This is a genomic window from Chryseobacterium capnotolerans, from assembly GCF_021278965.1.
GTDB lineage: Bacteria > Bacteroidota > Bacteroidia > Flavobacteriales > Weeksellaceae > Chryseobacterium > Chryseobacterium capnotolerans.
In genome coordinates, this window is sequence record NZ_CP065589.1 from 3,638,179 (window position 1) to 3,661,827 (window position 23,649).

The 23,649-nt window shown below is 38.2% G+C and carries 13 protein-coding genes, 2 tRNA genes and 3 rRNA genes; 5 read left to right on the forward strand and 13 right to left on the reverse strand.

The features are described 5' to 3' along the window. Positions 1-8: 8 nt before the first annotated feature. From kdpB to H5J24_RS17505, 8 genes are all read right to left on the reverse strand, one after another. Complete coding sequence (gene kdpB / locus H5J24_RS17470; protein ID WP_068941522.1) at positions 9-2,048, reverse strand: potassium-transporting ATPase subunit KdpB; 2,040 nt, start codon at positions 2,046-2,048, stop codon at positions 9-11. A gap of 182 nt (positions 2,049-2,230) precedes the next feature. Further along, positions 2,231-3,925, reverse strand: a complete 1,695-nt coding sequence (kdpA, locus tag H5J24_RS17475) for a potassium-transporting ATPase subunit KdpA (protein WP_068941520.1) — start codon at positions 3,923-3,925, stop codon at positions 2,231-2,233. Between the two features lie 438 nt (positions 3,926-4,363). Next, positions 4,364-5,689, reverse strand: a complete 1,326-nt coding sequence (locus tag H5J24_RS17480; RefSeq protein WP_068941518.1) for a sigma-54-dependent transcriptional regulator — start codon at positions 5,687-5,689, stop codon at positions 4,364-4,366. 503 nt (positions 5,690-6,192) lie between these two features. After that, positions 6,193-6,300 (reverse strand): 5S ribosomal RNA (gene rrf / locus H5J24_RS17485). Positions 6,301-6,479: 179 nt separating this feature from the next. Next, positions 6,480-9,236, reverse strand: a 23S ribosomal RNA gene (locus H5J24_RS17490). 158 nt (positions 9,237-9,394) lie between these two features. After that, a tRNA-Ala gene (locus H5J24_RS17495) sits at positions 9,395-9,468 on the reverse strand. Positions 9,469-9,541: 73 nt separating this feature from the next. After that, positions 9,542-9,615 (reverse strand) — tRNA-Ile (locus tag H5J24_RS17500). A 220-nt stretch (positions 9,616-9,835) separates the two neighbouring features. Beyond that, positions 9,836-11,352: ribosomal RNA gene (locus H5J24_RS17505) — 16S ribosomal RNA — on the reverse strand. The 16S, 23S and 5S rRNA genes sit together here with 2 tRNA genes alongside, the layout of an rRNA operon. A gap of 1,442 nt (positions 11,353-12,794) precedes the next feature. On the opposite strand from H5J24_RS17505, the gene H5J24_RS17510 reads away from it, so the two are divergent. Then, positions 12,795-15,674, forward strand: a complete 2,880-nt coding sequence (locus H5J24_RS17510; protein WP_228407555.1) for a M16 family metallopeptidase — start codon at positions 12,795-12,797, stop codon at positions 15,672-15,674. An 84-nt stretch (positions 15,675-15,758) separates the two neighbouring features. On the opposite strand, the gene H5J24_RS17515 is transcribed toward H5J24_RS17510, so the two are convergent. The 4 genes from H5J24_RS17515 to H5J24_RS17530 all read right to left on the reverse strand — a co-directional run bounded on the left by H5J24_RS17515 (position 15,759) and on the right by H5J24_RS17530 (position 20,040). Continuing rightward, positions 15,759-16,304, reverse strand: a complete 546-nt coding sequence (locus H5J24_RS17515; RefSeq protein WP_232815732.1) for a hypothetical protein — start codon at positions 16,302-16,304, stop codon at positions 15,759-15,761. Further along, entirely contained in the window at positions 16,264-16,836 is a 573-nt protein-coding gene (locus H5J24_RS17520) for a GNAT family N-acetyltransferase (RefSeq protein WP_232815733.1), read from the reverse strand. The genes H5J24_RS17515 and H5J24_RS17520 overlap by 41 nt, the downstream gene beginning before the upstream one ends. Next, positions 16,833-17,834: a polysaccharide deacetylase family protein gene (locus H5J24_RS17525; RefSeq protein WP_068939410.1), complete on the reverse strand. Its 1,002-nt coding sequence runs from the start codon at positions 17,832-17,834 to the stop codon at positions 16,833-16,835. Before H5J24_RS17525 ends, H5J24_RS17520 begins: the two co-directional genes overlap by 4 nt. 67 nt (positions 17,835-17,901) lie before the next feature. Beyond that, the gene (locus H5J24_RS17530) at positions 17,902-20,040 is read right to left on the reverse strand and encodes a S46 family peptidase (RefSeq protein ID WP_082810968.1); all 2,139 of its coding nucleotides are present in this window, start codon (positions 20,038-20,040) and stop codon (positions 17,902-17,904) included. Between the two features lie 286 nt (positions 20,041-20,326). Here H5J24_RS17530 and H5J24_RS17535 point away from each other — a divergent pair, with 286 nt between their 5' ends. Further along, positions 20,327-20,815 (forward strand): copper resistance protein NlpE, encoded by a 489-nt coding sequence (locus tag H5J24_RS17535; protein WP_228407556.1) that lies wholly within the window; start codon positions 20,327-20,329, stop codon positions 20,813-20,815. Between the two features lie 36 nt (positions 20,816-20,851). Here H5J24_RS17535 and H5J24_RS17540 read toward each other — a convergent pair whose 3' ends face one another. Next, the gene (locus H5J24_RS17540; protein WP_068939411.1) at positions 20,852-21,499 is read right to left on the reverse strand and encodes an MgtC/SapB family protein; all 648 of its coding nucleotides are present in this window, start codon (positions 21,497-21,499) and stop codon (positions 20,852-20,854) included. A gap of 264 nt (positions 21,500-21,763) precedes the next feature. Here H5J24_RS17540 and H5J24_RS17545 point away from each other — a divergent pair, with 264 nt between their 5' ends. From H5J24_RS17545 to H5J24_RS17555, 3 genes are all read left to right on the forward strand, one after another. Beyond that, on the forward strand, positions 21,764-22,162 hold the full coding sequence (locus tag H5J24_RS17545) for an immunity 22 family protein (RefSeq protein WP_068939412.1): 399 nt from the start codon (positions 21,764-21,766) through the stop codon (positions 22,160-22,162). 124 nt (positions 22,163-22,286) lie between these two features. Continuing rightward, positions 22,287-22,823 carry an FEKKY domain-containing protein gene (locus tag H5J24_RS17550; RefSeq protein WP_068939415.1) on the forward strand — a complete coding sequence of 179 codons (537 nt, stop codon included), beginning with the start codon at positions 22,287-22,289 and terminating at the stop codon, positions 22,821-22,823. Positions 22,824-22,865: 42 nt separating this feature from the next. Beyond that, a complete protein-coding gene (locus H5J24_RS17555; RefSeq protein WP_068939417.1) occupies positions 22,866-23,600 on the forward strand; it encodes a protein phosphatase 2C domain-containing protein in 735 nt (244 codons plus the stop codon). Positions 23,601-23,649 lie beyond the last annotated feature (49 nt).

Consider the following 23,649-nt stretch of genomic DNA (forward strand, 5'->3'; position numbering starts at 1 on the left):
TTAAAATTTTAATAGAATAGACTAATCAATACATCAATAATTTTGATTCCGATGAAAGGGACAATAACCCCTCCCAAACCATAGATCAAAAGATTCCTTCTCAATAATGCACTGGCTCCAATAGGCTTATACGCAACCCCTTTTAAAGCTAATGGAATCAGGAAGGGAATAATCACCGCATTGAAAATTACCGCTGATAAAATGGCTGTTTCCGGGCTGTGAAGATTCATGATATTCAATTTCTGAAGCGATGGAATAAAGGTGATAAACAGAGCCGGAATAATGGCAAAATATTTTGCAACATCATTCGCAATACTGAAGGTTGTCAACGTTCCACGGGTCATCAGCAACTGTTTTCCAATCTCTACGATCTCAATCAGTTTGGTAGGATCATTATCAAGGTCTACCATATTTCCTGCTTCTTTCGCTGCCTGAGTTCCACTATTCATCGCAACCCCTACATCAGCCTGAGCCAGTGCCGGAGCATCATTCGTTCCATCTCCCATCATCGCTACCAGCTTTCCTTCCTGCTGTTCCTTTTTGATGTAATTCATTTTATCTTCCGGTTTGGCTTCGGCAATAAAATCATCTACTCCTGCTTTTTCTGCAATAAATTTTGCCGTTAAAGGGTTATCTCCCGTTACCATTACCGTTTTCACACCCATTTTTCTCAGTCTTTGGAAACGTTCCTGGATACCTGTTTTAATAATATCCTGAAGTTCAATAACGCCCCATACTTTTTCATTAACGGATACAACCAAAGGTGTTCCTCCGTTTTCAGAAATTTTGGTTACGGCATCCTGGGTTTCCTGTGGGAAAAGATTCCCGGCTTTTTCAGTCAGTTTTTTTATAGTATCGTAAGCCCCTTTTCTGATCCTTGTTTCTTCAAAATCGATCCCTGAAGTTCTGGTTTCAGCCGTAAAATCGATATATGTCGGATTAGGTACCAGTAAATCTTCAGATTTAAGAGCACTCAGTTCAATAATAGATTTACCTTCCGGAGTTTCATCTGCTACAGAACTCAATGCAGAAGCTTTGATAAAATCTTCAATTTTAATTCCGTTTGTAGGATGAAATTGAGTAGCCTTACGGTTCCCGATAGTAATTGTTCCTGTTTTATCAAGCAATAAAACGTCAATATCACCCGCAGTTTCCACTGCTTTTCCACTTTTTGTGATGACATTCGCTCTTAATGCTCTATCCATTCCGGCAATCCCAATTGCAGAAAGCAGACCTCCAATGGTTGTTGGAATAAGACAGACGAAAAGTGAGATAAATGCTGCAATAGTAATTGGAGTCTGCGCGTAGTCTGCAAAAGGCTTTAAGGTTAGGGTTACAATAATAAAAGTAAGGGTAAACCCCGCTAATAATATGGTTAATGCGATTTCGTTAGGTGTTTTCTGTCTTGATGCCCCTTCTACAAGGGCAATCATTTTATCTAAAAAGGATTCTCCCGGTTTAGTAGTTACTTTTACCTTGATTCTGTCTGAAAGTACTTTAGTTCCTCCTGTTACTGAGCTTTTGTCTCCCCCTGCTTCACGGATCACCGGAGCGCTTTCTCCTGTAATAGCTGACTCATCAATGGTTGCCAATCCTTCAATAATTTCTCCATCCATTGGGATCTGATCTCCCGCTTCACAAAGGAAAATATCTCCCAGTTTCATTTCTGCGGACATTTTTAAAGCCGTTTCTACCTGAAATCCGGGCTTGTTATCAACAACCAGTTTAGCAGGAGTTTCCTCACGGGTTTTTCTAAGCGTATCAGCCTGTGCCTTTCCTCTTGCCTCCGCAATCGCTTCAGCAAAGTTGGCAAATAGGACCGTAAAAAATAAGATAATGAATACTAAGAAATTATACGAGAAACTTCCCTGGGTTTTATCACCAGTTAAGCTGAACATGCTTACAATAAACATGACCACTGTTCCGATCTCCACCAGGAACATCACTGGATTTTTAAACATAATTTTCGGATTTAGCTTTACGAAAGACTGTTTAATCGCTTCGTTTACCAAATCTCTTTGAAACAATGTTTGTGATTGATTTTTCATTTTTTTGAAAGAGTTTATATCATTAAATCAATAATAACCATCAAGTGAAACCAAATTATAAGGTTTTAGAAATGGATAATATTATGTAGTGAACGTTTCGGTAAGTTTTAGTTGACTAGTTCCTTAAACAATTCAGCTTCCTTAATGGTTGACTATTGATTTTAATTTTTAATGTTCACAATTTATTTAGAGAAATATTGTATCTGTTCTGCAATAGGCCCAAGAGTTAATGCAGGGAAGAATGATAATGCTGCAATTAGCAGAATAACCGCCAGCGTCATAAAACCGAATGTTGCGGTATCTGTCTTCAAGGTTCCTGAACTTTCCGGAATAAATTTTTTCTGAGCCAGTAATCCTGCAATCGCTATCGGCCCTATAATTGGGATAAATCTGGATAACAGCAGTACTATTCCTGTTGAAATATTCCACCAAGGGGTATTATCTCCCAACCCTTCGAATCCTGATCCGTTATTGGCTGAAGAAGAAGTAAATTCATACAGCATTTCACTGAAACCATGGAAGCCAGGGTTATTCAATGTTTTAGCCCCAAATTCCGGCAGATAAGCTGTTAAAGCCGTTCCTACAAGGATTAAGAATGGATGGAATAAAGCTACGATCATCGCAATTTTCATTTCTTTAGCTTCAATCTTTTTTCCCATAAATTCCGGGGTTCTCCCTACCATCAGACCACTGATAAATACAGCGAGAATGATAAAGATAAAGTAGTTCAGAATTCCTACCCCACAGCCACCGTAGAAACAGTTAATCATCATTGCAAGAAGTTCATTCATCCCTGAAAGAGGCATCGTACTGTCATGCATAGAATTTACAGAACCTGTAGAAATTACCGTAGTAGCAATACTCCAATACCCTGATGCAGCGCTTCCAAAACGGATTTCTTTTCCTTCCATCGCTCCAAGGCTGCTGTCAGCACCCATTTTTGTAATCAAAGGATTTCCTCCTGTTTCATTAACAATATTGGGTATGGTAAGGGCTAAGAATCCAACGGTCATTACGGTAAATATTACCCATGATAGTTTTCTTTTCTTTAAATAGAAACCTAACGCAAAAACCAATGCAAAAGGAATAATCATCTGAGTGACCATCTCCGTCATATTCGTTATATAATTAGGATTTTCAAGCGGATGGGCTGAATTGGCTCCAAAGAAACCACCCCCATTGGTTCCCAAATGTTTAATGGCAACAAAAGCAGCTACAGGTCCTCTGGAAACCTCTATTTTCTGTCCTTCGAGAGTTGTAATATGATCTTTTCCTTCAAAAGTCATCGGACTTCCATTGATAGAAAGAATTAAAGCAACCAATACACTGATCGGAAGTAAAATTCTAATCATTGATTTGGTAAAATAATCATAGAAATTACCTAATTCTGTAGCCGTTTTTTCTTTAAAGGCTTTGAAAAGAACAGCCATTGCAGCCATTCCTGTTGCAGCCGTTACAAACTGTAAAAACATTAGATAAAGCTGACTTAAGTAGCTTACGCCTGTTTCTCCCGAATAGTGCTGTAAATTACAGTTGACTAAAAATGAAATGGTTGTATTAAAAGCCAGATCTGGTGACATATTCGGGTTTCCATCAGGATTTAAAGGTAACCAGGACTGAGTCATCAGAAGTATAAATCCTATAATAAACCAAACCAGGTTAATCGCCAGCATCGCATACATATTCTGCTTCCAGTTCATCTGGCGGTTGGGATTAATTCCCGATATTTTATAAATTAACTTTTCAATCGGCTGAAAAACCGGATCTAAAAAGGTTTTCTTGTATCCATATACATTAGCGATGTATTTACCTAAAAATATCCCGATAACTAATGTGATAGCAAACATGGCTATAATGCCTAAAATTTCTGTATTCATTGTCTTTTAAAATTTTTCAGGTTTCATTAAAACATAACAGATATACACAAAGGCAAGTACTGAAAGGAAAAATAAACTCCACATAATGTTATATTCTATCAAAAAATTCAACTGATTTATATAAAAGCCAGAACAATACTGCAAAGAGCAGAATTAAACTTATCAGCATCATATCTTTATTATTAGAGTTAAAAGAGTAAACAATACATACGATACAATCAGCAGACTAAAAGTAGAATGCTCCCGTTTTTTAAACGTTTTTCTTGAAATTGTCATTTTTAAATATTTTATTCAATCACTATATGCCAAAAGAAAGTCCAAACCATAAATAAATAAAATAAAAGACTGTAATACAATACATTAACCCCATGCCATAAACTATATAAAAACAGAAAAGCCTATCAAAATGATAGGCTCTTTATTAAAATGATAAACGGCTTATTTCAGCCCGTATTCGTCGAGTTTACGATATAGCGTAGCAATTCCTATTTCAAGGAGTCTGGCCGCTTCTGCCTTATTCCCTTTCGTGTATTGCAATACCTTTTGGATATGAATTTTTTCAAGTGACCTCATACTTAAAGAATCACTCTCCGGAACAGTTTTTTCTGAGTAATGAGGAAGACTTTCTGCATCCAGAATATTATCATTCATAAGGATCAAGCTGCGCTCTACAGCATTTCTAAGTTCTCTGATATTCCCTTTCCAGTCATTTTTCTCAAGAGCTTTATAATACTCAGGCAAAACCTGGACGGATGCCAGATGTAGTTTATTTGAAAATAAATCAACAAAATTCTTCGCCAGCATTTTCAGATCCTCTTTTCTTTCCCTTAAAGCAGGAAGGGTAATTTCAAAAACATTAAGCCTGAAATACAGATCTTCTCTGAAATTTCCCTGCCTTATTTCCTCTTCCAGATTTCTATTGGTTGCAGCAATTAGCCTGAAATCAGATTTAGAAACTTTGGTTTCACCCATTTTGATAAACTCACCGGTTTCAAGAACCCTAAGCAGTTTTGCCTGAAGCTCTATGGGCATTTCGCCAATTTCATCAAGAAATAATGTTCCGCCATTCGCTTCTTCTATTAATCCTTTCTTATCCTTTATTGCCCCTGTAAAAGCTCCTTGTTTATGACCGAAAAGTTCACTTTCCAGAATTTCTTTACTAAAAGCAGAACAGTTAATCGCAACAAAAGTATTTTTCTTCCTTTCACTACCTTCGTGAATAGCATTTGCAAAAACCTCCTTTCCCGTTCCGGTTTCCCCCGTTAAAAGTACTGCGGCATCAGTTAATGCTACTTTTTCAGCCAATTTCTTAGCATGCAGTATTAATGGAGAAGTACCAATAATCTGCGCAAAGCCTTTCCCCAAAGCAGATGGCTGAACAATTCTTGTTTTATTGTCCTTTACCTTTTCCAGGGCCTTGTATACCAAAGGAATAATCTTTTCATTATCATCACCTTTCACCAGATAATCATAAGCACCATTTTTCATAGCCTGCACCGCATCTGTAATATTTCCGAATGCCGTCATCAGAATAATTTCGAGATGTGGATATTTGGTTTTAATAGACTTTACAAGATCTACTCCGAATGCATCAGGGAGTCTCACGTCACTTAATACAACATCAAAATCATACTGCTCCAGCATCGTCATCGCAGAACGGGCTGTTGAAGCTTCTTTTACGTTAAAATTCTCTTGGGAAAGGATCATTCCTAATAACTTAAGGAGCTTGATCTCATCATCGATAATCAGAATGTTTCCTGACATTATAATTCTTTTTGGAAAACTGGTACAAACTTATTGAAATTATTCGAGGAAAAGTCCTTTATTACGGAAATTAATTTCAATCAATTCTTTATTTCAGGAGCTTAATCCTGCTATCCACTCATACTCCTCACACTGAGCCGGCCACCCTCAAACCCTGCCACTCTCCAACTCTTGTTGCGGGGTAACCGTTGCTATCAGGGCTAGAAAGGAGGTATTAATGATAAATATTGGTTTGATGTAGTGATACCAGGAGTATATCTGTTATAGAATAAAGAATAAAGAATAAAGAATAAAGAATAAAGAACAAAGAATAAAGAACAAAGAACCGGATAAGAAACCGGTGGTAGGAATAGCAGCCACACTGGAATACAAGTATCATTTGATTACTCATTACTCATTGCTGATTACTGATATTTTCTCTTTGCTTCCCTTGGGGATAAAAAGTATAAAGCAAAAAAAAAGTCTCACACATTGCTGTATGAGACTTTTAAAAATAAAATAAAAACTGGCGGCGGCCTACTCTCCCGCGTTAGCAGTACCATCGGCGCTGGTGGGCTTAACTTCTGTGTTCGGAATGGGAACAGGTGAGCCCCACCGCTAAAACCACCCTAAAGGTTGTATATAGCAGCTGGCTTATTGCTTATTGCTATTGGCTTGTATGCCAATCGCTAATTGCTTTTTGCCAATTGCGTTTTTAAGCGATAAAAACTTTCACAAAGACAAAACCTTTACTGCGCATAAAGTACTTGTCTATTTAATATGATATTATTCTAGATTACAGCAACCAATAGGCTATAAATCTACGGGTAATTAGTACTACTTGGCTATGACATTACTGTCTTTACACCTATAGCCTATCAACGTCGTCATCTACAACGACCCTTAAAAGATGTCTCATCTTGAGGCGAGTTTCGCACTTATATGCTTTCAGTGCTTATCTCTTCCAAACGTAGCTACTCAGCGGTGCACCTGGCGGTACAACTGATACACCAGAGGTTTGTTCAATTCGGTCCTCTCGTACTAGAATCAAGCCCTCTCAAACATCTAACGCCCGCAATAGATAGAGACCGAACTGTCTCACGACGTTCTGAACCCAGCTCGCGTGCCACTTTAATGGGCGAACAGCCCAACCCTTGGGACCTTCTCCAGCCCCAGGATGTGACGAGCCGACATCGAGGTGCCGAACCTCCCCGTCGATGTGAGCTCTTGGGGGAGACTAGCCTGTTATCCCCGGAGTACCTTTTATCCTATGAGCGATGGCCCTTCCATACGGAACCACCGGATCACTATGTCCTGCTTTCGCACCTGATCGACTTGTTGGTCTCACAGTCAAGCACCCTTATGCCATTACACTCTACGCACGGTTACCAAGCGTGCTGAGGGTACCTTTGAAAGCCTCCGTTACTCTTTTGGAGGCGACCACCCCAGTCAAACTACCCACCACGCAATGTCCTTCTAAAAGAAGTTAGGCTCCAAGTAAGTAAAGGGTGGTATTTCAACGTCGGCTCCACAAACACTAGCGTGCCTGCTTCAAAGCCTCCCACCTATCCTACACATTACTTACTCAAAGTCAATACGAAGTTATAGTAAAGGTTCACAGGGTCTTTTCGTCCCATTGCGGGTAATCGGCATCTTCACCGATACTACAATTTCACCGAGCTCGTGGCTGAGACAGTGCCCAGATCGTTACACCATTCGTGCAGGTCGGAACTTACCCGACAAGGAATTTCGCTACCTTAGGACCGTTATAGTTACGGCCGCCGTTTACTGGGGCTTCAGTTAATGCCTTCGGTTTAAACCTAAGCACCTTCCTTAACCTTCCAGCACCGGGCAGGTGTCAGACCCTATACAGCATCTTTCGATTTAGCAGAGTCCTGTGTTTTTGATAAACAGTCGCCTGGGCCTCTTCACTGCGGCCACCATTGCTGATGGCGTCTCTTCTTCCGAAGTTACGAGACTATTTTGCCTAGTTCCTTAGCCACGACTCACTCGAGCACCTTAGGATTCTCTCCTCGACCACCTGTGTCGGTTTTGGTACGGGTTGCTTCACTTCGGCTTTTCTTGGATCAGATTACACTGCAGCAGCTTCGCCCGAAGGCTAGGCCTTGACTATTCCGTCAGTCTCCAGCAGCTACATCCAACCGTCCCCTTTATTCGTGAGCAAGTATGGGAATATTAACCCATTGTCCATCCACTACCCCTTTCGGGTTCGCGTTAGGTCCCGACTAACCCTCAGCTGATTAGCATGGCTGAGGAAGCCTTGGTCTTTCGGTGAGCAGGTTTCTCGCCTGCTTTATCGTTACTTATGCCTACATTTTCTTTTCTATCCGCTCCACAATACCTCACAGTACTGCTTCGGCGCAAATAGAATGCTCTCCTACCAGATGTATCTTAAATACAAATCCATAGCTTCGGTAATATGTTTATGCCCGATTATTATCCATGCCGGACCGCTCGACTAGTGAGCTGTTACGCACTCTTTAAATGAATGGCTGCTTCCAAGCCAACATCCTAGCTGTCAATGCAGTCCAACCGCGTTGCTTCAACTTAACATATATTTTGGGACCTTAGCTGTTGGTCTGGGTTCTTTCCCTCTCGGACATGGACCTTAGCACCCATGCCCTCACTGCCGTAGAACATTTATTAGCATTCGGAGTTTGTCAGGAATTGGTAGGCGATGAAACCCCCGCATCCAATCAGTAGCTCTACCTCTAATAAACTTATATACGACGCTGCACCTAAATGCATTTCGGAGAGTACGAGCTATCTCCCAGTTTGATTGGCCTTTCACCCCTACCCACAGGTCATCCGAAGACTTTTCAACGTCAACCGGTTCGGTCCTCCACTCTGTGTTACCAGAGCTTCAACCTGCCCATGGGTAGATCACAAGGTTTCGCGTCTAATCCTACTAACTATACGCCCTATTCAGACTCGCTTTCGCTCCGGCTCCGGTACTTAATACCTTAACCTCGCTAGTAAAATTAACTCGTAGGCTCATTATGCAAAAGGCACGCCGTCACAGCTTAATGCTGCTCCGACCGCTTGTAGGCGTACGGTTTCAGGTTCTATTTCACCCTTCTATTCGAAGTGCTTTTCACCTTTCCTTCACAGTACTTGTTCACTATCGGTCTTTCAGGAGTATTTAGCCTTGGAGGATGGTCCCCCCATATTCAGACAGGATTTCACGTGTCCCGCCCTACTCATTTATCACTCAAATATGCCTTTCATATACGGGGCTATCACCCGCTACGGCTGTTCTTTCCAGAACATTCTATTAAACATATATTAGCTTTTGGGCTAATCCGCTTTCGCTCGCCACTACTTACGGAATCTCTTCGATTTCTTTTCCTCCGGGTACTTAGATGTTTCAGTTCTCCGGGTTTGCTCCTCTTACGAGGTGACTGGTCTTCAACCAGCCGGGTTGCCCCATTCGGACATCTGCGGATCAATTCGTGTGTGCCAATCCCCGCAGCTTTTCGCAGCTTACCACGTCCTTCTTCGCCTCTGAAAGCCTAGGCATCCGCCATACGCCCTTAACGATTTCTTTCCTATTTTTTAGGTTACTCAAGCGCTTTATGCGCTCGGTTTTCTCTTTGTGATGTCTTTACCGTTAATGTCAATGATCTTAATGTCTTCTTTTCCAACTGATGAACAAATGTTGTTTTTGGCTCCATTCGTAACTTTTAAATCAGTCTTCCAAAACTGTGGAGAATAAGGGAGTCGAACCCTTGACCTCCTGCGTGCAAGGCAGGCGCTCTAGCCAGCTGAGCTAATTCCCCTCTAGTGCTTCTTGCTTCTAGCTATTGGCTAAATGCCAGCAGCCATAAGCTATTCGCCATCCGCTTTAATTAGTAGTCTCGGGCAGGCTCGAACTGCCGACCTCTACATTATCAGTGTAGCGCTCTAACCAGCTGAGCTACGAGACTGTCTATTAGACGTAAAGATGATAGACCGATAGATAATAGACTCTTTTATTCGTCGTTCTCTCTCTGCTTTTATCTTCTTTGCCTCTCTCAATCCCTTTACTAATTTCTAGTGGGTTTTGTATTTTTAATATAATTCAACCAAACAAAAAACTAAAGCTGGAACTTTAAGTAAGTTCTGTATCTTGCGATACTAATTTTTTTATCGTCCGAAGACGCTCTAAAATGAGATGTTCCAGCCGCACCTTCCGGTACGGCTACCTTGTTACGACTTAGCCCTAGTTACCTGTTTTACCCTAGGCAGCTCCTGTTACGGTCACCGACTTCAGGTACCCCAGACTTCCATGGCTTGACGGGCGGTGTGTACAAGGCCCGGGAACGTATTCACCGCGCCATGGCTGATGCGCGATTACTAGCGATTCCAGCTTCATAGAGTCGAGTTGCAGACTCCAATCCGAACTGAGACCGGCTTTCGAGATTTGCATCACATCGCTGTGTAGCTGCCCTCTGTACCGGCCATTGTATTACGTGTGTGGCCCAAGGCGTAAGGGCCGTGATGATTTGACGTCATCCCCACCTTCCTCTCTACTTGCGTAGGCAGTCTCACTAGAGTCCCCAACTTAATGATGGCAACTAGTGACAGGGGTTGCGCTCGTTGCAGGACTTAACCTAACACCTCACGGCACGAGCTGACGACAACCATGCAGCACCTTGAAAAATGTCCGAAGAAAAGTCTATTTCTAAACCTGTCATTTCCCATTTAAGCCTTGGTAAGGTTCCTCGCGTATCATCGAATTAAACCACATAATCCACCGCTTGTGCGGGCCCCCGTCAATTCCTTTGAGTTTCAAACTTGCGTTCGTACTCCCCAGGTGGCTAACTTATCACTTTCGCTTAGTCTCTGAACCCGAAAGCCCAAAAACGAGTTAGCATCGTTTACGGCGTGGACTACCAGGGTATCTAATCCTGTTCGCTCCCCACGCTTTCGTCCATCAGCGTCAGTTGTTGCTTAGTAACCTGCCTTCGCAATTGGTGTTCTAAGTAATATCTATGCATTTCACCGCTACACTACTTATTCCAGCTACTTCAACAACACTCAAGACTTGCAGTATCAATGGCAGTTTCACAGTTAAGCTGTGAGATTTCACCACTGACTTACAAATCCGCCTACGGACCCTTTAAACCCAATAAATCCGGATAACGCTTGCACCCTCCGTATTACCGCGGCTGCTGGCACGGAGTTAGCCGGTGCTTATTCGTATAGTACCTTCAGCTACTCTCACGAGAGTAGGTTTATCCCTATACAAAAGAAGTTTACAACCCATAGGGCCGTCGTCCTTCACGCGGGATGGCTGGATCAGGCTCTCACCCATTGTCCAATATTCCTCACTGCTGCCTCCCGTAGGAGTCTGGTCCGTGTCTCAGTACCAGTGTGGGGGATCACCCTCTCAGGCCCCCTAAAGATCGCAGACTTGGTGAGCCGTTACCTCACCAACTATCTAATCTTGCGCGTGCCCATCTCTATCCACCGGAGTTTTCAATATTCATCGATGCCGATAAATATATTATGGGGTATTAATCTCCCTTTCGAAAGGCTATCCCCCAGATAAAGGCAGGTTGCACACGTGTTCCGCACCCGTGCGCCGCTCTCAGGTCTCCGAAGAAACCCTACCGCTCGGCTTGCATGTGTTAGGCCTCCCGCTAGCGTTCATCCTGAGCCAGGATCAAACTCTCCATTGTATGTTTGTCTGACTCACTCAAAGTTTTTAACGCTTTAGTTTTTCCTTACTTGGTTGTTATATTGTATGTCAATGATCTTTATATCTTTCGCTTTGTAACGAAGCAATCTCTCTGTCAGTGTCGCTCCGTATTTGCGAGTGCAAAAGTAAAACTTTATTTCGTAATGACCAAATGTTTTGAAAGAAAATTTTAAAGTTTTTTAAGTAACCTTAACCTCTATCATAACCCTCAATCTCTCTACTCCTGCGCTCCCTTAATTGGGACTGCAAAGATACAAACTCTTTTTTAACTCGCAACTTTTATTGGATAAAAATTAAAAGTTTTTTTCGTTTGATATCTTAGTAGATCTTAATGTTCCTGCCTATCTAAAGGCTCTTCTGCGCTTACTGATACTCTCGTTTTCAGTGGGGCAAAGATAACAACATTATACCACGCAAAACAAATAAACTTAACATAAATTTCATATTCACGTAAAATTTTACACCTAATGCCCTGATACCTTGAGAGAAAAATTTTAAACATTTGTTTGGAGAGAGATGGGGGAGGTTATTATAGATGAGTAATGGAAGATATACATATTATAATACATGTGGGATTTTCAAAAAAAATGAAAATAGGTTTTGGCTAAAGCCAAGGAAAAGGTAATTTTTTTATTTGAGTGGGCTAAAGCTCATTCCTATTCTATTGATAGACTTCTATTTGTTGGATGATAATGATAATGTATGGCATTGTTTAGATCCTTACAGGATGACAAAGATTGCATAAAGGAGAATAAAGAATAAGAGAGAGATGGGAAATAAAGAGACTATATTATATATATAAGGAGAAGGATTATTATAATAGATTCTAGTATAGATTATAAAAATGGTTAAAGGGAAGTGTTTTTTTATTTCCCCACAGAGGACATGGATTTTCACAGAGGACTGAAAATAATGAATATTGGAAAGTTACCACCCCGTCAAAAATTCTTTGAATTTTTGACACCTCATCCACAAAGGATGGCAATGATGGAAGATGCCCGATATAGATAATAGGTAATCCTATTAATGGATGCCAACCTATTACCTATTACCTATTACCTATTACCTATTACCTATTACCTATTACCTATTACCTATTACCTATTACCTATTACCTATTACCTATCATTTATAAATCCGTCCCCTACCCTAGCCCTGATAGGAACGGTTACCCCGCAACATGTGTTGGAGAGTGGGAGGGTTTGAGGGTGGCCAGCTCAGTGTGAGGAGTATGAGTGGATAGCGGGAAATAGCTCCTGAAGAAATTGAATGAAGTGATACCCTACTACCGCAATTATATGAGTATTCTTTTCCCTGATTCATCTGTTCAACTATAATAATAGATGTAATAGTCATAAAAGCGGAATCTATTTTTTTTCGATTGCTTACATTTGTAGTACATTCTTACTATAAAAGGATGAAATGAATTCATATATGACAGACAGAAGATATAAAGAAACGGTTCATACAGATAAAAACCACTACGAATATACTACGGTAACCTACGATAAGAATAAAGTAAGAATTTACACCTTGAAGAACGGCCTGAAGGTCTTCCTTGCTCAAAACTTTGATGCACCAAGGATACAAACTTTTATTCCCGTAAGAACAGGCAGCAATAATGATCCTGCAGACAACACAGGACTGGCTCACTATCTAGAACACATGATGTTTAAAGGTACTTCTAAGATTGGGACTCAAAACTGGGCGAAAGAAAAAGAACTTCTGGATCAAATCTCTGTACTTTATGAGGAACACAAAGCTGAACAAGATCCTGAAAAAAAAAAAGAAATCTATAAAAAGATAGACGAAGTTTCCCAGGAAGCCAGCCAGTATGCTATTGCCAATGAATATGATAAAGCAATTTCTTCGTTAGGAGCAACAGGAACCAATGCTCATACCTGGTTTGATGAAACAGTGTATAAAAATAATATCCCCAATAATGAACTTGAAAAATGGTTGAAAATAGAAAAAGAAAGATTTTCTGAAATCGTTCTTCGCCTTTTCCATACAGAACTAGAGTCGGTTTATGAGGAATTCAACAGGGCTCAGGATAATGATACGAGATTGGTAAATTATGAGCTGATGGCAGCCCTTTTTCCAACTCATCCTAACGGACAGCAAACAACACTGGGCAAACCTGAACATTTGAAAAACCCTTCTATGAAGGCAATTCATAAGTATTTTGATGAATACTATGTTCCGAATAATTATGCGATGGTTTTGGTGGGAGATTTCGATTTTGAAGAGACGATTCAATTGGTAGACCAGTATTTTGGGACTCTTCCTTATAGAGAGCTTCCTAAAAAGACTCCAATCATTGAGCAGCCTATGACAGAAATTGTGGAGAAAACAGTAAAAAGCCCTACGACTCCACGGGTTCAATTGGCATGGAGAACGGATAGCTATGGAACAAGGGAAGCAATGCTTGCTGATATTGTTGTGAATATTCTGAGCAACAGAGGAGAGGCCGGTTTATTGGATCTTCATATCAACCAGACTCAGAAAATGCTTTGGGCACAAGCATTCTCCGTTGGATTAAAACAATATGGCTACTTTTCTATTGTAGCTGTTCCGAAAGAAACTCAAACTCTACAAGAAGCAACCAATATGGTTCTGGAGGAGATTGAACTGATCAAGAAAGGTGATTTCCCAGATTGGATGCTGCCTGCGATCATTAATGATTTCAAGCTTCAAAGAATGAAAGGTCTTGAAACAGCAGAAGGTTTAGCTACTACTCTATACGATATTTATATAAAAGGAATAAGCTGGGAGCAAGAATTGAATGAAATGGATGAATATGCAAGTTTCACCAAGGAAGATATTATCAGCTTTGCCAATGATTTCTTTAAAAACAATTATGTTGTCATTAATAAAGAAAAGGGAGTTAATGATAAATTATTGAGAGTAGATAATCCAGGAATCACACCTGTTAAGATTAATCGTGACACACAATCTGAGTTTTTAAAGGAGATCTTATCTGATACAACAGAAGATATCAAGCCTGAGTTTATTGATTATCAAAAGGAAATTATCACTGATGAGATCAAAGGAAAGAAATTAAGTTTTGTAAAAAATAAATACAACGATATTGCCCAGGTTCATTTTATTTTCCCTTTTGGAAGTGATAATGATCGTGAATTGGGAATTTCGACCCAGCTTCTTCAGTATTTAGGAACGGATGAGCTTTCTCCTGAAGATCTGAAAAAGGAATTTTTCAAAATTGGAGTCAGTAATGATTTTAAGACAGCCAATAACCAGTTATTAATTTCCCTGAGTGGATTGGAGGAGAATATTGAAAAAGGAATCGCCCTTCTGCAGCAGTGGATGTACCGCGTGCAGCCGGATCAGGAGATTTACAATCAATTTGTAGGAACGGTTCTGGAAAACCGCCAGGCTGTTAAAAAAGATAAAAACCGAATTATGACGGCGCTTACTACTTATACCAAATTGGGAAATACTTCGCGCTTTACAGATGTTATCTCCAAGGAAGAACTGGAAAGCAGTAAACCTGAAGTATTCACGGACCGAATGAGACAGCTGTTTAAATATCCTTATCAGATTTTCTTTTATGGAAAAGATTTTGAGGCTTTCAAAGGGTATATTGGTAAGTATACTGAAACGGAGAGCCTTCAGATTCCTGAGCCCAAACAATATCCTGAACCTGCGACAGGAGGAAATGTATACTTTATTGATTACGACATGGTTCAGATGGAAATGAGTAAAGTGGGTAAGGGAAATATGGTTAACCCTGCTTATTTTGGAAAAGTAAATGTTTTCAATGAATATTTTGGACGAGGATTATCTTCTATTGTGTTTCAGGAAATTCGTGAGAGCAAAAGTTTAGCCTATTCCGCTTATGTTTCTTATGCTGCCAGTGCAGAATTAAATCACCCGGATTATATCAGCACTTATATCGGAACACAGCCAGACAAGCTGATGACTGCTGTTGATACTCTGAATGAACTGATGAGTGAACTTCCTGAAGTTACCATCCAGTTTGAAAATGCTAAAAATGCAGCTTTAAAACAAATTGCATCTACCAGAGTAACCAGAAACAATATATTCTTCAATACTTTAAGATTAAAGAAACTGGGTATTTATCATGATTTCAGAAAAGACATCTATGAACAGATACAAGCATTGAAATTTGACGATATCAGAGAGTTTTATCAATCGGAAATTCAATCTGTGCATTTTAATACTGCCATTATCGGAAAAAGAGAAAACCTGAATATGGAAGCTGTAAGTAAAATGGGAATCTTTACAGAGGTAAGTCTGGAGGATATTTTCGGACATTAAAAATAACAACCGCTTGATACTGATATCAAGCGGTTGTTATTTTATAAGTAATAAGCAATGAGTAATCAATGATCATTAATGTATTTAAGTCATCATACAATCACCGTCTCCGTCCTGATAATTTGGATTAAAGCCTTCAGGAAGGTTCTCAAGAAACTGTTTATGAAACATATATCTTCTTTCAAAATCACGTTCATAGATCTTTGGAAATATTTTTGAATGTTTAATTTCTTTATTAAGCTGCTGCTGGTAACTGGTGAATGCTTTTATTTTATTGTTAACTATAAAATAGCTCAAAAATTCAATAAAACCCGCCATCCCTGATTGGGAAAACAAGTACGGTATTTTAAGATATCCATCCCTTAAAAGTAATAAAGAACAAGCTGTTAAAGAATTTTGATGATCATATATTTTTATCCAGAAATATTTAAAATTTTCCGAGTAGCTTGAAAACAGATATTTTTCATTTCTTCTGTCACCTTTCAAAACCCATGGATTCTTTATAAAAAGATCAATTTCATTTGCACTTCTCCTGCTTTGAAAGCCCGCCATAAATTGAGTACTTTCTGCATCAACATGATCAAGAATTTCAAAACGAAAACCTGGTTTCCTGATCAAAATATTTTTCATCGAAATAACAGAATTGGCGATAGAGTCCAAAGAGAAAAAAAAGGCTTAAGGCCTTTTGTCTTAGGCTTTTATCAGGAATAATGGTTGCTAAGTCTGTTTTAAAATAGAAGCGTTTTCCTTTTTTAGGGAAAATATACTCAAAAGCCCCCATCTTATTATAAAAGGTTTCTGCTTCTATTGTAAATTCGGTCATGGCAATATGTCCCTCATATCTTTCCAAAGCTTTTTCCAGAAGTATTTTTGCGATTCTTTTTCCTCTAAATTTTTCACTTACATAGATTGTACTCAGCCAAGCATATCTTATTGGTTTTTCATTGTGTACAAAATAATCAGGAAAACATCCTAAATATCCTGCTAATTTATCATTATAAAAAGCCAGAATAAGAAGCGTTTGCTCTTCTGTTGCTTTTGGATTATGAATATGGGATAAGGCACGATGCTTTGTGATGGGAAGAAAATCATATTCTTTAAATTTACCAGATAGCACAAAGTTTTCCAGTTCTTTTTTATTGAAGGTCTTCAGTTGTATCATTTTCTTACAATCCTATTTTTATTGATCAGCTTTTTCAATTTGAAATAAGCAATTTCTTTTTTCAGTATTCTTTCTGCATTTTCACCCATTTCCATTGGAATTCTATGAAAATTTCTTTCTACACTATCTAGTTTAACTCCTGCTGCTCCAAAACTGCAGTAGATTTCTTTATTTTTAAAAAGTTCTTCAAAAAAGTTATTTTTCACCCCGAAATCAGTGAAAGGAAAGGCAAAACTGTCATAAAGAAAATTGTTTTCCTTTAGATAAACGAAGGTTTTATGGATAGACTCCATCTGCTGTTCCAGAGATAAGGTTCCGAATTTTGGATGGTCCCAACTGTGAGAAGATATTCCAAAACCTCTATTGGTAAGGTTTTCTAATGCTTCAGCAGTCAAATAAGGTCTGTATTCTTTTAAATAGGATTTAAAATCAAATTCAAGTTTTTCAGCAAGCAGATCTAAGGTATTTCTTTCCTGATAAGTGATTTTTAAAATTTCGCTTCTTAAAATTTCTGCTCCTATATGGCTATCCAAAGAAAGGATATTGTATATTTCAGGGGGTATATTCTTTTGCTTTTCCAACTCCTCTATTAACAGGCTTGCTTTGCATCTGAACATGATATCATGATTATCAATGAAAGCCGGATTTATAAAATTGCAGGCATAAATTCCCTTACGCTCCAATATGGGCGCAACAATATCATAGAATTCCCTTAAGCCGTCATCAAAAGTAAGTAAAGCAATCTTTTTCTGAGGTTTGAAATTCCCAGAAGTAAAATCTTTGAATTCCTGCCAGTTTACCCATTGGAAATGCTTTGAAAGGCAATCTATATCTTCTTCAAACTGCCTGATGTTTTTGTATTGAATCACCTGTCTGATATGCGGAAGATTCTCATCGGAAACACAATGATAAACAGGTAAACAGTAATTCAGCGGAAAAGTTTTTCCGAAATCATCTGTTTCAAAAGCTGTAAATAGATTAATGAGCTGATCTTTCATCCTAAAAATAAAAAGAATCTATTCGAAATGAATTCAAATAGATTCTTTAAAGGTATAACTTTTAAAATTATTTTATCACTTTCATTTCATCAACAAGCCATTTAGCATCTGCAAATTTCTCAACGACGAAAAGGATATATTTTGTATCTACCATGATGTTTCTGCTGAAACGCGGATCATAGTTGATATCACTCATCGTTCCTTCCCACTGTCTGTCGAAGTTAAGACCTATCAGGTTTCCGTTCGCATCAAGTGCCGGGCTTCCTGAGTTTCCTCCTGTAGTATGGTTGGTTGCGGTAAATCCTACAGGAACATCACCTGTTTTATCTTTATAGATTCCGAAGTCTTTCTTATTGTAAAGCTCGATCAGTTTCTTAGGAACGTCGAATTCATAATCTCCAGGAATATATTTCTCCATTACCCCGGCAAGGTGAGTCTGGTATCCGTAAGAAACAGCGTCTCTTGGAGCAGATCCTTTTATTTTACCATAAGTTACACGAAGTGTTGAGTTAGCATCCGGGAAGAATTTTCTGTCTTTATCGGTTTCTATCTGCTGAGCCATAAACTTCTTCTGTAAAGCATCAATTTTTGCCTGAAGTGAAGTATATTGCGGATCAGCTGTTTTCGCGTATGTCTCTTTCATAGAAACATATAACTGATAAATTGGATCTTTCTTCAGGGTTTTAATCAACTTATCCTGATTAGAGAATACCTTATCAATATCTGCAGTCAATGTTCCTCCGTTTACAGCTGTTCTTCCTGTAATAATAGAATTTTTAGACATATCTTCCACTACAGGGATGTTTGCATTTTCATCCTTATACTTATTGAATCCGGCTGGTAAAAACTGTGGAGCTGTTTTATTAGTATATAAAGCCAATAGTTTTGCGGTTACTTTAGCATCAAGTTCTGCGCTATAGTCTTTATAGAAAGAAGTTAGTTTTGTTTTTAGCTTTGTAAGCTCCTTCTCATCCATTCTTCCAGCTTCTACAGTTGTTACAAAATCATAGTAGTCTCCTGCCAGCTTCAAAGTCTCTGCATTTTTTACCACTTCTGTGTAATATGCGTTGTTTAAAGCATAAGGAGCCTGCTCATTGTAAAGCTTATTCAGCTGGTCTAAAGTTGTTTTAACTTCAGGATTTTTAGAAACTAAAGAACCTTCATACATTACTTTTTTCTCAACAGCATTGGATTTCTTTAATCCTTCCACTTCACCGATCCATTTTTTCCAGTAATTAGCTACAGATGCATATTTGGAAGCATATTTAATACGTGTTTCATTGTCTACACGCATTTTCTCGTCCAAAGTTTTTAAAGCTACATCACGTACAGCAATTCTTGCAGGATCAATATCTTTCATGATCTTTTCTACTGCTACTGCCGGAAGATATTCTGTTGTTTTTCCCGGGAATCCGAATACAAATGTGAAATCATTTTCATTTTTATCTTTGATGGAAACCGGTAGATAATGTTTTGGAACGTATGGTACGTTGTCTTTTGAATACTCAGCAGGTTTATTGTCTTTGTCTGCATAGATTCTGAACATGGAGAAATCTCCGGTGTGCCTAGGCCAAACCCAGTTATCTGTATCACTTCCGAATTTTCCGATGCTTTGAGGTGGTGCCCCCACAAGACGGATATCTTTATAAGTTTCGATGGTATAAGCATAGTACTTGTTTCCATAGTACATCGGCTTTATCATAATCGATTGGAAAGATTCTATTTTCTGAGAATTTTTATAAACCTCAATATTATTGTTGATCTTTTTAGTAAGCTCAGGCTCTGTAAGATGGTCTGTTCCTTCTAAGATCTGGAAGCTCACATCTTTAATGTCTACGATAAAATCTACTTTTACTCCCGGATTTGGAAGCTCACCGTTCATATTTTTAGCCCAGAAACCATTTGAAAGAAGGTCGTTCTGAACCGTAGAATGGGCCTGAATCTGACCAAATCCACAGTGGTGATTAGTCAGTAACAATCCTTTCGGAGAGATGATCTCTGCAGTACATCCGCCGTTAAACTGTACCACAGCATCCTTTATACTCGGCTTTTGAGGGTTGAAAATATCTTTTGCAGAAATTTTCATTCCTAAATCCTTCATTTCCTTTTCATTCAGCTCTGTAGGAATCCACATTCCACCATATTGTTGTGCAAATGCCATTGCAGCAGGCAAAAGAAATACGGATAAAAGTATCTTTTTTGTCATAATCAAAATTTTGCCCGAATTTACGAAGAAAAATAGGAATAGGCCCCATAAAACAGGGGTAAAAATGTGAGTACTGAGTTTTTGCTCCGCAAATGAAATGTCAATAGTGAATTTTGCTTCGCAAGTAAATGGTGAATTTATACTCTACAAAAATTGCCAATCGAATTGACTATTGACATCTCTCCCCTTCTCTCAAACTCTCTTCCCCTCAAACTCACCAACTGACCCTTGGCTTAATTTTTGATTAAAACTTGTCAGTTTTAAAAACAAACTTAAATAAATTATTATGATGAAAAACAAAACACTTATCCTGGGAATCGGAGCGGCTTTATTTCTTGCTTCTTGTTCTAAAAAAGAGACTGTAGACACCAAAACTTCAGCTACGGATTCTGCAGCTACAGCCCAACCTACAGCTACAGATAGTACAGCTCACACAGTAACAAGTGCACAAGGTGACACTTCTGAAAATGCTTTGGATTGGAATGGTACTTATGAGGCAACAGTTCCATGTGCTGACTGCCCGGGAATCAAAACTTCATTAACCCTGAACAATGATAAGACTTTCAGCATCACTGAAGAATATCTTGAGAGAAAATCAAAAAATGAAGACAAGGGATCTTTCACTTGGGATGCTACAGGAAGCATTATCACTTTAAAAGGTAAAACCGCTAACTATAAATATAAAGTTGGAGAAAATATGCTTATCCAACTGGATATGGAAGGAAAAGAAATTGATGGACCTAATAAGGATCTATATATATTCAAGAAAAAATAAAAATAAAGGCTTCGGCCTTTATTTTTTTGCTTTGTTCTAAAACTGATAGGCTATAATTTTTGAATCATCTACCAAGTCTTTTATTAGTCCTTCATGATGGGTATTCTTCCCTGTCAGCCGCCAGGTTGCAGTGATATTCCCTTGTGTATATTGCTGCTTGATTAATGCATACTTTAAATGATGTTTTTTAAAAAGCTCTTCACAATGTTTTAAATCTGCTGAATTCGTTACTCCTACTTTATATTCTCTAATCTTATTGTAATTATCTATAAAACTTTGCAGATAAGTTAATGCGCTCAGAATAATAAGCACTAAAGCTGTTCCCAGAAGGGAAAAATAAACATACCCTGAGCCTACAGCCATACCGATAGAAGCTGTAGCCCAAATAGTAGTAGCTGTTGTGATCCCTTCAATCTTATTTTCACCTTTAAAAATAACTCCAGCTCCCAGAAAACCTATTCCTGTAATGATATTGGCTGCCAGGCGATCCGGATTGGCAACACCTATTTTAATGGAAAGGATCGTAAATAAACAGGCTCCAAAGCAGACCAGAATAAAAGTACGAAGCCCAGCAGATTTGTTACGGTACTCCCGCTCAGCACCAATCAGTAATCCGAGAACTACGGAAATAAAAATTAGCAGCAATTCATTCTTAACCACATAATGGTCCTGTAGAAATTCCATTTTCAAGATTTAATGATAGAATAAATGTACAATAAAAAATTTTACGGAACTATTTTTGATGTCCAGACTTTGTGTACTGTTACTAAAAAAACAGATGTAACGGAAAACTTTTGTAATATTACACTTTCAAATGGAAAAGTAAGTGGTTGAATCTACTTTTTCAACAGAAAATGAGCGTGTGAAAGTTTGATAGAGATTGATAACATATAACATAAAGAGCTCATTCTAAATAATTATAGTAAATAATACAACAAACAATACATTATGGACAAAGAAATTTCTCACTTCTGGCTGGGGTATTTTAAAAATGAAGAAGAATTCTATGCTTTTGTAGAAGAGGATGAAAATTATTATCTGGAAGAGGAAAATGATGATCAGTATGTTTCAAAATTTGCAGAGTCTCAGAACATCAAATGGTTTGATGATGACTTTATAGAATATGGTTTTGAAGATGAACGATTAGGATTGATTGAAAAATTCTCGGAATATTCATATGCAGACCAGTGGCTTCCGATTCTAGAGCAAAAGCTTAATGATCTGAGTCTGGATACGCCTGTAAATACAATCGTTTTTGCCAGCAGATTTGTGATCCCTAATCCTGTTTCAGTGGATGGCGAAGAAAACAAACTGTATTATATTGGTGAGATTGAGTTTGATGTTTAAATAAATAGTATTAAGATTTTAATATCATCTGATTATGAATAAGAAATTGATATGGGTTAATGTACTACTACTTCTAGTTATTGTAGGGGCCTATATATTTAATTCTTATATAATAAACTTTCCGATGATATTTGATATTTTTTATATCGTTAAAGAATCAAGATTAGAATACCTGGCTGTAATTTTCTTATTTACAGCCCTGTTTTCTTACCTGATAAGCAATCTAGATTTTAAAAATTTAGACTTCAAGGCCAAATTTCTACGGGTTTTCCCTATCATCAACGCCCTTGTTCTACTATTTTTCATGTATTTATCAATCAATGATTTTGTAAAAATACAAAAAGAAATTTCCGAAAGAGAAAGCAACTACCTTCATCAGGCAGAAAGAGATATCAAAAATGACAAAGTCATCATAGAATATGCAGGCGGATTTTCAGTATTACCCCAAGATGCTCAAACGATTCGCCGTATAGATAGTATTCGAAAAAATTATGGAATCACTTATCAAAATACCGGCTGCATTGTTGACCCAATTGAAAATAAAGCTCAGAGGAAATATGCTGAAACTGTAGATCCTTATCTGGAAAAAAGAAATGGTAAAAACTGGCAGGATAAAATGCAGAAAGAAATAGATAATCTGAAAGAAGTATCCAAAAAGTAAAAATTGGTTTTTTGATGAGAAAGCAATATCTTTCAAACATTCATGAATATATATTCCTCCTTACAAATAGGTGATTATCACATTCACCATTGTGAAGATCATCTTCTCATCAAAAAAATAAATTCCAACAAAATTGTATGTGCTGTAATGGACGGTTGCTCTACCACAATGGAAAGTCATTTTGCATCCACATTAGTAGGAAAAATTCTGCGTAAAATTATCATTGAAACAGGTTATAAAGAATTATATGAAAAAAATGTACAATATAGCCTTGATGAGCAGCTTAAAGAAATTATAAAATGTCTGTTTAATGAAATGACATTCCTAAAGAGTCATCTTATGCTGGACGAGAAAGAGCTATTAACAACTCTTATTATCTTACTGTATGATTCATCAGAAAACAAAGGAGTCATCCTATCTCTTGGTGACGGGGTTGTTTGTATCAATGGAAAAATTACAGAATTTGACAGAGATAATAAACCAGACTATTTCGCTTATCACCTTAATGCAAATTTTGAAGATTGGTATCTTTCCCAAACTCAAAAGATATTTTTTGAACATTTAGATGATATTTCAATTGCCACTGATGGAATTCTCAGTTTTGCGAAAGTGAAGAAAACTGATTCTGAAAGTATAAACTGCGTTGAATACCTGATGACAGCTCCTCAAAATGATACTTCTGAAGAAATGCTCAACAAAAAAATAAAAACACTTGAGCATCAATGTGGAATGAAACCAACAGATGATTTAGCGATTATCAGACTTATTAAAAATTAATCTTCACCACTAAAAATAAAAACTTCCGCCCGTAAGCAGAAGTTTTGTT

Bases quoted from the DNA above. Each gene is read 5' to 3' on its own strand.
- H5J24_RS17515 (WP_232815732.1), bottom strand. From the start codon at position 16,304: ATGAAAAATATTTTGATCAGGAAACCAGGTTTTCGTTTTGAAATTCTT.
- H5J24_RS17545 (WP_068939412.1), top strand. From the start codon at position 21,764: ATGGACAAAGAAATTTCTCACTTCTGGCTGGGGTATTTTAAAAATGAA.
- H5J24_RS17555 (WP_068939417.1), top strand. From the start codon at position 22,866: ATGAATATATATTCCTCCTTACAAATAGGTGATTATCACATTCACCAT.
- H5J24_RS17550 (WP_068939415.1), top strand. From the start codon at position 22,287: ATGATATTTGATATTTTTTATATCGTTAAAGAATCAAGATTAGAATAC.
- H5J24_RS17520 (WP_232815733.1), bottom strand. From the start codon at position 16,836: ATGATACAACTGAAGACCTTCAATAAAAAAGAACTGGAAAACTTTGTG.
- kdpB (WP_068941522.1), bottom strand. From the start codon at position 2,048: ATGAAAAATCAATCACAAACATTGTTTCAAAGAGATTTGGTAAACGAA.
- H5J24_RS17530 (WP_082810968.1), bottom strand. From the start codon at position 20,040: ATGACAAAAAAGATACTTTTATCCGTATTTCTTTTGCCTGCTGCAATG.
- H5J24_RS17480 (WP_068941518.1), bottom strand. From the start codon at position 5,689: ATGTCAGGAAACATTCTGATTATCGATGATGAGATCAAGCTCCTTAAG.
- H5J24_RS17535 (WP_228407556.1), top strand. From the start codon at position 20,327: ATGATGAAAAACAAAACACTTATCCTGGGAATCGGAGCGGCTTTATTT.
- kdpA (WP_068941520.1), bottom strand. From the start codon at position 3,925: ATGAATACAGAAATTTTAGGCATTATAGCCATGTTTGCTATCACATTA.
- H5J24_RS17540 (WP_068939411.1), bottom strand. From the start codon at position 21,499: ATGGAATTTCTACAGGACCATTATGTGGTTAAGAATGAATTGCTGCTA.
- H5J24_RS17510 (WP_228407555.1), top strand. From the start codon at position 12,795: ATGAATTCATATATGACAGACAGAAGATATAAAGAAACGGTTCATACA.
- H5J24_RS17525 (WP_068939410.1), bottom strand. From the start codon at position 17,834: ATGAAAGATCAGCTCATTAATCTATTTACAGCTTTTGAAACAGATGAT.